Source organism: Nocardioides sp. 1609 (assembly GCF_004522105.1).
Lineage (GTDB): Bacteria > Actinomycetota > Actinomycetes > Propionibacteriales > Nocardioidaceae > Nocardioides.
On sequence record NZ_SPUJ01000009.1, the window covers coordinates 65774 to 78149 of the forward strand.

At 74.3% G+C, this 12376-nt stretch carries 9 protein-coding genes; 2 read left to right on the forward strand and 7 right to left on the reverse strand.

The annotated features are described in order from the left end of the window. Positions 1-138: 138 nt before the first annotated feature. Positions 139-789: a hypothetical protein gene (locus E4623_RS21060; protein WP_134768549.1), complete on the forward strand. Its 651-nt coding sequence runs from the start codon at positions 139-141 to the stop codon at positions 787-789. A 968-nt stretch (positions 790-1757) separates the two neighbouring features. After that, the gene (locus E4623_RS21070) at positions 1758-3125 is read left to right on the forward strand and encodes a hypothetical protein (protein ID WP_134768551.1); all 1368 of its coding nucleotides are present in this window, start codon (positions 1758-1760) and stop codon (positions 3123-3125) included. 189 nt (positions 3126-3314) lie between these two features. Here the strand turns inward: E4623_RS21070 and E4623_RS21075 are convergent, their stop codons facing one another. From E4623_RS21075 to E4623_RS21105, 7 genes are all read right to left on the reverse strand, one after another. Beyond that, positions 3315-5099, reverse strand: coding sequence for an ABC transporter ATP-binding protein (locus E4623_RS21075; protein ID WP_134768552.1), 1785 nt, complete (start codon positions 5097-5099; stop codon positions 3315-3317). After that, positions 5074-6831 carry an ABC transporter ATP-binding protein gene (locus tag E4623_RS21080; RefSeq protein ID WP_134768553.1) on the reverse strand — a complete coding sequence of 586 codons (1758 nt, stop codon included), beginning with the start codon at positions 6829-6831 and terminating at the stop codon, positions 5074-5076. Before E4623_RS21080 ends, E4623_RS21075 begins: the two co-directional genes overlap by 26 nt. A 26-nt stretch (positions 6832-6857) precedes the next feature. Then, positions 6858-7859, reverse strand: coding sequence for a 2-dehydropantoate 2-reductase N-terminal domain-containing protein (locus E4623_RS21085; RefSeq protein ID WP_167736792.1), 1002 nt, complete (start codon positions 7857-7859; stop codon positions 6858-6860). Further along, positions 7856-9025: an acyl-CoA dehydrogenase family protein gene (locus E4623_RS21090; protein WP_134768555.1), complete on the reverse strand. Its 1170-nt coding sequence runs from the start codon at positions 9023-9025 to the stop codon at positions 7856-7858. Before E4623_RS21090 ends, E4623_RS21085 begins: the two co-directional genes overlap by 4 nt. Next, entirely contained in the window at positions 9025-10191 is a 1167-nt protein-coding gene (locus tag E4623_RS21095; RefSeq protein ID WP_134768556.1) for an LLM class flavin-dependent oxidoreductase, read from the reverse strand. Before E4623_RS21095 ends, E4623_RS21090 begins: the two co-directional genes overlap by 1 nt. Beyond that, a complete protein-coding gene (locus E4623_RS21100; RefSeq protein ID WP_134768557.1) occupies positions 10188-11363 on the reverse strand; it encodes an LLM class flavin-dependent oxidoreductase in 1176 nt (391 codons plus the stop codon). Before E4623_RS21100 ends, E4623_RS21095 begins: the two co-directional genes overlap by 4 nt. A 194-nt stretch (positions 11364-11557) precedes the next feature. Next, complete coding sequence (locus E4623_RS21105; protein ID WP_245155204.1) at positions 11558-12376, reverse strand: sulfurtransferase; 819 nt, start codon at positions 12374-12376, stop codon at positions 11558-11560.

Consider the following 12376-nt stretch of genomic DNA (forward strand, 5'->3'; position numbering starts at 1 on the left):
GCGCGGGACGGCACCTACCGCTGCGACTCTCGAGGAAGCGAGCTCCGCCATGGCGACACCGGGCAGCCGAGAGGCACGGCGGGGACGGGCCCGGACCGACCATGGCGAGGGCGGGGAGAGGTACGCCGCCCTCGCCGGGTGGAGGTGAGCGCGCTCGAGCGGTTCCTCCGGGCCGGGGACCTCGACGCGGCCGCGGTCGCCCGCGACCTCGTCGTCGACCTGTCTGCCGCCGACCTCGAGCGGGTGGCGCGCGCCGTCGACGGCGCCGAGGGGCCACAGGCACGGGCCAACCTGCTGATGCATCCCTCGGTGCTCCCCGCGGCCAGGCGCGGCGAGGCACTGGAGTCGGGACTGCGCGAGGGTCCGCGATCCTACGCCGCGCTGGCGGCCGCCGTCGGCCTGGACGAGGTGGACGTCGGCGACCTGGGCGAGCGCCGCGCCGGCGTCGTGGCGGCCCTGCTCGACCTCGTCGAGGCCGACACCGGCCTGGTGGCGACCCGGGCCGCGGCGGCGTCGTTCGGCCTCCTCACCGCGCCCGAGGCGGCCGAGGCGGTGCCGCTGCTGGTCCACCCGACTGCGCAGGTGCGACGCGCCCTGCTCGGCGCCGTCCTGCACGCCGTCGGCCCGACCGGGTTGAGGGCGGTGCTCGACTCCCCCGGGTTCGCCGACCCCGACGTCACTGACGAGGTCCGTCGCGCGTTCGAGGCCGACGGCTTCGTGCTCGACGACGCCGTCGCCCCGCTGCCGTCGCTGTCGTTCCTGCCGAACCTGGCGGACTGGCGGGGCTGAGCAGGATCGGGCCCGATGTCCAGAGGCCGCCCACCGACCGCGGAGCCAAGCCCCCCACGAGCTTCCTCGGCCGCCCGGGTCTCGCGGACTGGTCTGGACCTGCGGGCTCCAGTTCCCGCCGTGGTCGCTGGATCCCCGTCCCGCGTCCTACCCTGGGTCGACCGTCGGCCGAGGAGGGTGACCCCGTGGGACGAGGCAAGCGGAAGACGCGGCACGCACCGGCCGCGGCGTCACCGGCTGCGACACCCCGCCCGGTCGCCGCAGCCCCGCCGCCGCGGTTCCACCCCGCAGCCCCGGTGACCGGGCGCGCCTTCGGCCACGGGCTGCTCGGCCGCAACCGGCAGGCAGCCGGAGCGCCGGCTGGACCGGTGGCCCCGGCACCAGGAGGCCACGCCCCTGCTGCCGCACCGGCGGCGGTCACGGCTCCGACGGCGGCCCCGGCCCCGGCCTGGGACGTCGAGACCCCGCAGCGTCGGAGCGAGTCGGTGGGCGACACGCCGAAGCGCTCCCTTCCCCGCCGCGCGCCGCGGTCGGCGCCGACGTCGGCCACAGCGGCGGCGCACGCCCCTGCCTCCGCACCAGCGGCCATCACGGCTCCGACGGCGGCCCCGGCCCCGGCCTGGGACGTCGAGACCCCGCAGCGTCGGAGCGAGTCGGTGGGCGACACGCCGAAGCGCTCCCTTCCCCGCCGCGCGCCGCGGTCGGCGCCGACGTCGGCGCCCGGCCCCTCGCCCGCCGCGGGGCCGGTCGTCCTCGCCGCCGAGCTCGCACCCGGCGCGCCGTCGAGCGCGGCCCCTGCTCGACCGAGCGCCCGGACCGGCGCGCCGGCGCGCCTCGGTGCTCGCGCCAAGGCCGGCCGGAGGCCTGCTCCGGCATCCACGAGCGCCGCTCCGGTCGCGTCCCAGGCCCCCCGCGTCGTCGGGAAGACCCCCGGGACCGGTGAGACCCGCGCGCACCAGCCGTTCGCGATGGCCCGGCTCGGCCAGCCCTACCAGAGCGAGGAGGGCATGGCCCGCGTGCACGTCGGCGCAACCATCGCCGAGGAGCTCGCCAACCTCAAGGTGCTGACGCGTGCCGTGGCGAACATGACGGCGGTCGCCGAAGGTCTCGCCGAGATCGAGGGCGGCGCCGAGCTCTGGCGGGCCCAGTCGAGCGACCGCGACCAGCGTCGCCTCGCCCGCGCTGCCCGCCAGGCCGCGCGGGACGCGCGAGCGGCGGCACGCAAGGCAGCCGATGCCGCGAGCGGGCCTGTCGAGCTGAAATACCTCGCGGCGGGCGAGGACCCTGCTGAGAGCCTCGATCTCGACTCCGAGTCCGAGGACGAGGACGACCTCACGGAGGCCGACCTCGACGACATGGAGGCCGACCGCGACGACTGGGAGGCGCGGCAGGACGACGAGGCGCTGTTCGGCAACACCCAGCTCGGCCGGACCGGGGACCTGCTCAAGCTGCAGGCCACGGTGGTCGGATCGGTCGCACTCATCGAGAAGGGAGCGCTCGCCGCCCTGATCGCCGGCGCCCCACCGCACGAGGCGCTCCAGGTCCTGGTCGCCCGGCAGGTGCGAGAGCAGCAGAGAATGACGCGGCAGGAGTTCGCCGTCACGCCCGAGGGCGACCTGGACACGTCGCAGGGCGACCTCTTGAACCGCACGGTCGGCTACGACCGCGGCAAGGCCCAGGACGACACCCACGTCGCATTCAAGAACGGGAAGCTCGTGCACGGGCCGAAGGCCCAGAAGCAAGGTGCGGTCGACACCGCAGGCGGTGTCACCCACTTCTCCGGCCCCGGTTGGCAGATCTTCGCAGTCAGCTCCCACAACCAGCTGCACGTGGCCGACCACAAGATCGGCAAGTACCACCACTCCAGCCTGCTCGCCGGCGAGGACGTCGCGATGGCCGGCGAGATCCGCGTGGAGAACGGAGTCATCAAGGAGATGTCCGCGAAGAGCGGCCACTACCGGCCCAAGCGCGAGAACTGTGTCCAGTTCCTGCACTGGCTCGAGAAGGACGGCATCCCGCTCGACTTCGCGTTCGGCGGGCATGGCGAGAAGACGGTCCTGGCCTCCGACTACGTCCGCGGGATGGATACGACAGGTGTCACGAAGCCGGCGCTCGGCTACCAGGGAGCGAAGACCGCCTGGATCGTCGCCGCCTTCCGCGCAGAGCATGGGGAGGGCGCGCTGCAGACGAAGCTGGACAAGCACGAGTGGAAGCTCCGCGACGGCGACGTCGTCGACGCCAGCGGCGCGCTGGTGGATCCCAAGCTCGTGCGCACGGTCCTGAAGGCAAAGCTCACCAAGAAGCCGGCTCCCGAGGTGTCGACGTTCTTCGGCTGAGCTCAGCTGGCCTTCGGCTACGAGTCGTCGGACCCACGAGATGGGGTGGTGCGTGCGCGCGGGCGGGCCCGATGAGGCCCTGACTCTCGATCTGATGACAGACCGGCTCACCATGGAGCACGACGAGGCTGGTCGAGTGACGTGGTGCAGGATCGGCTGGCTCACCGGTCCGCCCACCACGCTCCTCCCTCAGCGCCAGGCCGCGAACAGGTCGGCGTAGGTGCCCGGAACGGACACCAGGTCGTCGTGGTGACCCGACTGCACCACCCGGCCGGCCTCGAAGACCAGCACCATGTCGGCGCGCTCGGCGGTGGCCATCCGGTGTGCGATCGAGACCGTCGTCCGGCCCTCGGTCAGCACGCCGAGTGCGGCCTGCACGCGGACGTCGGTCGCCGGGTCGACCGCGCTCGTGGCCTCGTCGAGGATCACCAGGTCGGGGTCGACCAGGGCCGTGCGGGCCAGGGCCACCAGCTGCCGCTCACCCACCGAGAGCAGGTCGCCGCGCGAGCCGACGCGCGTCGCGAGCCCGTCGGGCAGCTCGGCCAGCCAGTCGGCGAGGCCGAGCGCGGCGAGCACGCGGCGTACGTCGTCCTCGTCCACCTCGGGCAGGCCGACGGCGATGTTGTCGCCGAGCGTGGTGTCGAAGAGGAACGGGTCCTGCGGCACGATCACCACCCGTCGCTCCAGCGCGGCGTCGGCGATCGTCGCCAGCGGCCGGCCGCCGAGGCGGATCTCCCCGGTCACCGGCTCGATGCGTCGGGTGAGCAGCTTGGCGAAGGTGCTCTTGCCGGAGCCCGACTCCCCCACGACCGCGACGTGCTGGCCCGGCTCGACCCGCAGCGTGAGGTCGTGCACGACGACCGGCCCGCCGGCGTACGCCGCCGAGACGCCGTCGAGGTCGACCCCGACCGGTCCGTCGGCGAGCCCGGCGGCGTCGCCGGCGACCACGGCCGACGGCGTCGTCACCAGCTCGAGGGTGCGGCGCCAGCCGACGAGCGCGTTCTGCGCCTCGCCGAGCGACTGCACCAGGAACTGCAGCGGGCGCACGAAGAAGGTCACCAGGAACACCATCGCCACCAGCTGTCCCGAGCTCAGCGACGGGGCCGGGCCCCACTCCTGGTGCGTCGTCCAGGCGACGCCGAGCACGATCACGATGACCGTCATCGTCGAGATCGCGACCTCGCCGAGCGCGGTGTTGCCGTGCAGCGGCACGAGCGTGCGCAGCTGGCTGGCGCGGGTGCGGTCGACGGCGTCGTCCAGCTGACGGCGCATCCGCTCGGCCGTGCCGGTCACCCGGATCACCGGTGCGCCGATCACGGCCTCGGCGACGACACCCTGCATCGCCGCGACGTCGGCGCGCACGACGGCGAAGCGCCGCGCCACCACCCGCTGCAGCCGCATCATCGAGAACAGCAGCACGCACGCCAGCGCCACCACCGGCACCGTCAGCTGCCAGCAGGACGCCGCCATCACCACCGTGGCCAGCGCGAGCTGCGCGAGGTTGGTGATCATCTGCACGCCGCCGTTCTGGGTGAACGTCGTGATGGTGTCGACGTCGCTCGTCAGCCGCGCGACGAGATCGGTGCTGCGCACCTGGTCAGCGGTGGTGGCCGACATCTCGTGCGCCCGGGCCAGGCCCTGGCGGCGCAGCGACGCCAACGCCATCTCCGTGCGCCGCTGCACGCGGCGGTTGAGCGCCCACGACGAGACGCCGGCCAGCACCACGGCCAGCGCGCCGACCATCAGCGCGCGCTCGACCGCCGAGGGCGCCAGCCCCTGGTCGATCGCGCGCTGCACGGTGAGCGGCGCGACGATCCGCCCGGCGCCGGCGGCGAGCGCGAGCACGAGGGTCACGGCCAGGCCGGTCCGCAGCACAGGCGTGACCCGGACGCCGAGCGCGACCAGACCGCGCGGCGTCACGTGGCCGAGGTCGACGAGACCCGGGAGCTCAACCCGCGAGGGCGTGGTCGTCATCGCCGCTCCTCCCTGCGCCGGACGCGGTCTCGTAGGCCGCCACGATCAGCCGGTACCCCGGGTTGCGCTCGCGGAGCTCGTCGTGGGTGCCGGTGTCGACGACCCGGCCGTCGGCGAGGAAGGCCACCGTGTCCGCGATCGCGAGCGACGCAGGTCGGCTCGCGACCAGCACGACCGTCGGGCCGCCGGCGTCGACCAGCGCCCGGAGCCGGGCCAGCACCCGCAGCTCGACGCGGGGGTCGAGCGCCGACGTGGCGTCGTCGAGGACGAGCAGCCGCGGCTCGCGCAGCAGCGCTCGGGCCAGGCACACCCGTTGCCGCTGGCCGCCCGACAGCGTGGCTCCGCGCTCACCCACCACCGAGTCGAGGCCGAGCGGCAGCGCGGCGACGAAGTCGGCTGCGTCGGCCACCTCGAGCGCCGCCCAGACCTGCGCCTCGGTGTAGGTGCGGTCGAGGAGCAGGTTGTCTCGGATGCTCGAGCTGAACAGGAACGGCGACTGGCCGACCAGCCCGAGGCTCGCCGCGCGGGTCGCCGCGTCGAGGTCGGCCAGCGGCGAGCCGTCGAGCAGCACCTCGCCCGCGTCGGCCCCGACCTGCCCGCAGACGAGGTCGACGAGGGTGGTCTTGCCCGAGCCCGTGGATCCGACGACGGCGCAGACGCTGCCCGGGGCCACCGCCAGGTCGATGCCGCTCAGCAGGATCGACGACCCCCGGACGACGTCGGCGGCGCGCACCTCGAGCGCGGCCGGGCCGGCAGCCGTGCGGGTGTCGTCGCCGTACGACGCCACGGGCGCCCCGAGCACGGCCTCGACGCGCTCGTGCCCGGCGGCGGCGAGCGGCAGCATCGAGAGGAACCGGCTCAGCACACTCAACGGGATCGACACGGTGAGCAGCAGGTAGCTCACGCCGACCAGGTCGCCGAGGGTCATGGTGCCGGCCGTGACCGCGCGGGAGCCGAGGCCGAGCACCGCCAGCACGGCCACCGTCGGCAGCAGCTCGAGGAGCGGGTCGAAGACGGCGCTGACCGACGCCATCCGGGTGTTGGCCTCGCGCACCCGCTCGACGCCGGGCGCGAACCGCGCGTCCTCGGCGTCGGCCAGCCCGAGGCTGCGCACGACCGGACCGCCCTCGATGCTCTCGTGGGCGGTGCGGGCGACGTCGCCGCGGGCGGCCTGGCCGTCCCGGGCCCGGGGCGTGAGGAGCCGCTGGTAGGCGACGTTGACGACGAGCACGGCGGCCACGAGCAGCAAGCCGACGGTGGCCAGCGACGGCGCGGTGAGCGCGAGCTGCACCAGCGCGCCGGCGAGCATGAACACCATGCCGAGCGCGAAGTAGAGCCACTGCACCGGCGACCACACGGCGTCGACGTCGGAGACCGCGTGCGCCAGCAGCCGGCCAGGCGGGTGCCGACGGTGCCAGCCGAGGTCGAGGTGCAGGTAGCGACGCACGACGGCGCGCCGGGTCTCGGCCTGCGCCTGGTGCTGCACGCGACCGGTCGCCACGCCGCGCACCCAGATCGTGGTGCACCGCACCGCCGAGACCGCCAGGATCACGCCGGCGCTCCGCCACCAGGTCGAGGCCGGCACGTCGCGACCCGAGAGCACGGGCACCACGAGGTGATCGGTCGCCCAGCCCACCGCCGCCGCGCCGAGCACCATCGTGCCGCCGTTGACCACGCCGGCCGTGGTGGCGACCAGCGCCGCACGCGGGTGGTCGAGGGAGCCGCGCGCCATCACCCGCAGGCCGCGGCCGATCGCGCTCAGACCAGGACCCGGTCGGCCGCGAGCAGCTCGTCGTACGACGGGCTGGGCAGCTCGCCACCCGACCGGTCGGCGCCCGCGGGGCCGAGGAGGCGCTGGAGCGCCTCGTTGACCGGTGCGGGTACGCCGTGGCGCCGGGCGAGCAGGACGACCTCACCGTTGAGGTAGTCGACCTCGCTGGAGGCGCCGCGGGCGAAGGACTGCCACGTCGACAGCCTGCCGCCCACGTGGCCCTCGACGGGGAGCACGCGGAAGTCCACGGCACCGCGGTCGAGCTCGCCGCCCGGGGGCAGCGGCAGGCCGGCCGCGGCGAGGACCGCGAGCGCCTCGTCGCGGAGCAGGGTGCGCACCCGGTCGCGGTCGTCGTCGTCGCCGGTGAAGAGGTCGAGGCCGTTGCCGACGTTGCCGAGCAGCTTGGCGGCCTTCTCGGCGCGCACGTCGGGCACCGACCAGGCGGCGAAGCCCGCGCCGACCAGGTCGGCGACGAGCTCGTCCTGCAGGGTGTCGGGCGCGGCGAGGTAGCGACCGAGCCAGACCAGCCCGACGGCCGGCGGCAGGGACGGCGAGACGATCTCACCCGGGGTGAGGTGGCTGGCCGCGATGCCGATCGTGGCGCCGTACACGCGGTTGAAGCGGCGCAGCGCGAGGTCCTCGGTGAGCAGCCCGTTCTGGAAGGTCACCAGCGGCAGGTCGGCCGCGAGGCCGCCTCCCTCGACCGGGCGCCAGGCCCACGCGGCCAGCGCGGCCTCGGCGTCCTGCGTCTTGACGGTCAGCAGCAGCACGTCGTCGGGGCGCAGGTCGACGCCCTCGGGGCGCTCGACCACCGGCACGCCGACGACGTCGACACGGTCGGGGCGGCGTACGACGAGGCCGTGCTCGGCGATCGACTCGCCGTGCGCGCCGCGCGCGACAAGGACGACGTCGTGCCCGGACGGCACGAGCTGGGCGGTGAGGGCGCCACCGACGGCGCCGCCACCGATGACGACGTAGCGGCGCGTCACTGTCCCAGGATCCGTCGTCCGGCGGCAAGGAGCGCGGTGTCCTGCTGCGGCGGGTGGATGCGCACGCACAGGACGTCGCGCAGGTGCCGCTCGAGCGGGTTCTTGCGGGCCAGGGCCGGGTTGCCGAGCGCGGCGACGGCGGTCTGCACGGCCGCGACGACCGAGCGCGCGATCTGGGTCTTGACCACGGAGAGCTGGGCGCCGACGTCGTGCCCGGCCTCGAGGCGCAGCAACGTGCCGAAGAGCAGCGCCTCGGCCTGCGCGACCTGCGCCTCGATCTCGCCGGCGACGGTCTGGATGCGCTCGGTGGTGGCGATCGGCCGGCCGAGAGCGGTCGGCACGCGCTCCTGCGCGTAGGCGACGAACGCCGAGCGCGCGGCCCGGGCGACGCCGAGGTAGAGCGCGGGGTGGCCGAAGCTGCCGGGCCCGGCCACGGCGGCCGGGTCCCGGTAGACGCCGTCGGCCCCGCGCGGGATCTCGACGAAGTTCTCCAGCGGCACCGGGACGTCGTCGTAGACCACGTCGTGGGTGTTGGAGGCGCGCAGCCCGAGGTGGTCCCAGGTCTCGACCCAGGTGATGCCGGGCGCGTCGGCCGGCACGAGCAGGTGCCCCACGCGCTGCACCGGCTCGTCGGTGACGACCCAGACCACGTGGTAGGCCAGCGCCGTGCCGCCCGTGGCGTAGGTCTTGTGGCCCGCGAGCGACCAGCCGTCGGCCGTCCGACGAGCAGTCGTGGTGGGCAGTCCACCGCGGGCGGGCGCGCCGAGCTCGGGCTCGGCACGGATCGCGTTGGCGAGGGCGGGTCCGGCCTGCGACTTGCGCAGCAGGTCGTCGTACGCCGCCGCGGGCCAGTGGGCGTTGGCCGCCTGGCCCTGGTGGGTGTTGAGGTTGTTGGCCGCAAGCAGGCCCACCGAGGCGTCGCCCTCACCGAGCGCGACGAGCACCCGAGCGGTGTCGACGAGCCCGAGCCCGGGCCCGCCGAACTGCGAGCCGACCGACGCGGTCAGCAGGCCCGCACGGTGGGCGGCCTCGAGGCCCTTCCACGGCACGCCGCCGCTGCGGTCGTACTCGGCGGCGGTGCTCGCGACCTCGGCGGTCACGGCCGCGAGCGCCTCGGGCGAGACGTCGACGTCGGCCACCACGGCGCGGTCCGAGGTGAGCGTCATCAGGCGCCCGCCGTCGCGAGCGCGCCGAGGTGCTCGGCCTGCAGCGTCCCGCGCCGGCCGGTGGCCTCACGGTGGGCGATCTCCTGCTGCACGAGCGGGATGACGTAGCGGCCGTAGTCGATCGCGTCGTTGAGCGTGTCGTACCCGCGAATCGAGACCAGGTCGGCGCCGATGTCGACGTAGTCGAGGATCGCCGCGGCCACGGTCTCGGGCGTCCCGACGAGAGCCGTGCTCGCACCGCCGGCGTTGGTGGCGGCCGCCGTCCGCATCCACAGCGCGCGGTCGTAGACGTCCTGCTGGGCGGCGAAGCCCAGCAGGCGCTGGGACCCGACGTTCTGCGGGGGCTCGTTGCCGAGGTACTTCTTGTGGAACGCGCCGGCTTGGAAGGTGCGGCTGATCTTCTCGACGTAGTCGTGCGCCTTGGCCCAGGCGAGCTCGTCGGTCTGGGCGATGATCGGGCGGAAGGTCACCCAGATCCGCTGGCGCGGCCGGCCCGCGGCGTCGGCGATCGCGTGCACCCGCTCGATCTGCGCGCGGATGTCGGCCAGCGGCTCGCCCCAGAAGCTGAAGATGTCGCCGAGCTGACCGCCGAGGGTGAACCCCTCGTCGGACGAGCCGCCGATCGAGATCGGGATGGTGTCGCCGTACGGGGCGAAGCCCGGGCCGAAGTCGTCGAACTTGTAGTAGGTGCCGTGGTGGCTGAAGGCCTCGGGCTCGTGCCAGGCGCGGCGCAGGATCTCGACGTACTCGGTCGAGCGGGCGTAGCGCTCGCCCTTGGGCAGGTAGTCGCCCTGGCGGGCCTGCTCGGCGTCGCTGCCGCCGGAGATGATGTGCACGACCGCGCGGCCCTCGGTGAGCTGGTCGAGGGTGGCGAGCTTCTGGGCGCCCACCTGCGGCGGCGTCGTGTTCGGACGCAGCGCGACGATCGGCTTGATCCGCTCGGTGAGCTGGCCGACGGCCGAGGCGACCACGAACGAGTCGGCGGTGCCCGAGCCGTAGGGCAGCAGCGTGTAGTCGTAGCCGCCGTCCTCGAGCGCGGCGACGTAGCGCCGCATGTAGCGCAGGTCGATGCCGCGGGTGGGGATCGGCTCGAGCTCGGTCGAGGGGTTGAGGTGCGACAGGCTGATGAACTCGACCCTGCGGGCCGCGGTCTCGGGGAGGGTCATGCCAGGACTCCTTCGCGGGTGCTGGTGCTGGTGCTGGTGGCCAGGGCGCCGAGGTGGTCGTCCTGGAGGGTGCCGCGCTGCCCCGTGGCCTCGCGGTGCGCGAGCTCCTGCTTGACGAGCGGCAGCACGTGGCGGCCGTAGTCGACGAGGTCGTTGAGGTTGTCGTAACCGCGGATGGAGATCAGGTCGGCTCCGAGGTCGACGTAGTCGAGGATCGCGGCGGCCACCGTCTCCGGCGTACCGACGAGGGCGGTGCTTGCCCCGGCGGCGCCGGTGGCGGCGGCGGTCGGCGTCCACAGGGCCCGGTCGTGGACGTCCTGGCGCGAGGCGATCTCGAGCAGGCGCTGGGACCCGACGTTCTGCGGGTCGTGGCCGCCGAGGGTGATCGGCCGCCAGCCCGAGGCGCCGGAGACGCCGCCCTGGAGGACGGCGAGGGTGCGGTTCGCCTTGTCCCACGCCAGCTCCTCGGTGGCGGCGATGATGGGACGGAACGTCACCCAGGTGCGGGGCACGTCGGTGCGCCCGGCCCTGGCGGCCTCGGCGGCGACCCGGTCCATCTGGGCGCGGGTGTCGACGAGCGGCTCGCCCCACAGCCCGAAGATGTCGGCCCGCGAGCCGCCCACCTCGTAGGCCTCCTTGCTCGACCCGCCGACCGAGATCGGGATCGTGCCGTGGGTCGGGCGGATCGCGCTGACGAAGTCCTGGAACTGGTAGTAGGTGCCCTGGTGGTCGAAGGCCTCGGTGTGGGTCCACACCTTCCGCATCACGTCGATGTACTCCGCGGTGCGCTCGTAGCGCTGCTCCTTGGTCAGGTAGTCGCCCTCGCGCGCCTGCTCGTGGTCGCTGCCGCCGGCGATGAGGTGCACCGCCACCCGGCCGCCGCCGAGCTGGTCGAGCGTGGCGAGCGCCTTGGCCGCCACGGTCGGGAACATGGTGTTGGGCCGCAGGGCGACGATCGGCGAGATGTGCTCACTGGTGGCCACGACGGCGTTCGCGATGGCGAAGGGGTCGTGGTACGACGACGCGTAGGGCACCAGCGTGTAGTCGAACCCCGCCGCCTCCAGCTCACGCACGTAGCGGCGGAAGTACGCCGGGTCGACCGCCGTCCGCCCGAGCCGGTTGATCTCGTTGCTGGGGTTGACGTTGATGGCGCTGATGAACTCGACGGGCATGACGTCGACGCTAGGGACGCGACCGCCCCGCGGTCCAAGAGCAATGCGGGATGCGTATCCATAGTCGACCGTGATGCTTGACTTAAGACGGCCCGCCCTCGGGGAGGAACCCGTGTGCACCTGTCCCGTCCTGCTCCACATCGCGCTGGACGCCCGGGGCTGCCGCGGCCTCGCAGCGTGGCCGGCGTACGACGTCAGGCGCCGGTGGCCACCGGCTTGTCGAGGTTGCTCCACTGCGACCAGGAGCCGGGGTAGAGGGCGGCGTCGAAGCCCGCGATCTCGAGCGCGGCGACCTCGTGGGCGGCGGTGACTCCGGATCCGCAGTAGGCCGCCACGGCGCCGCCCTCCTCGACCCCGAGCGCCTCGAAGCGGGCCCGCAGCTCGACCGCCGGGAGGAAGCGCCCGTCGGGGGCGAGGTTGCCGCCGGTGGGGGCCGAGACCGCGCCGGGGACGTGGCCGGCCTTCGGGTCGACGGGCTCGACCTCGCCGCGGAAGCGCTCGGCGGCACGGGCGTCGAGCAGGACGCCCTGCCCGGTGAAGGTCTCGACGTCGTCGACGTCGAGCGTGAGCAGCGCGCCGCCCACCAGCTCGACGTCACCGGGCTCCGGCACGACGTCGTCGGTCGCCAGTGCGAAGCCCGCGGCCTGCCATGCCGGGAGGGCACCGTCGAGGAGGCGTACGTCGGCGTGGCCGCCCCAGCGCAGCAGCCACCAGGCGCGGGCGGCGGACAGGTTGCCCTCGCCGTCGTAGACGACCACGGTGCTGCCGGTCCGGACGCCCCAGCGGCGTGCGGCGTCCTGCAGCGCGACGAGCGACGGCAGCGGGTGCCGGCCGTCGGTCGGCTCGCCGTGCGAGGCGAGCTCGGTGTCGAGGTCGACGTAGACGGCACCGGGGACGTGACCAGCCAGGTAGGTCCCGTGCCCGGGAGGTCCGCCCAGCCTCCAGCGGACGTCGAGGACGACGAGGTCGGTCGACCCGTCCGCGACCAGCTCGGCCAGCTCGACGGCCGTCAC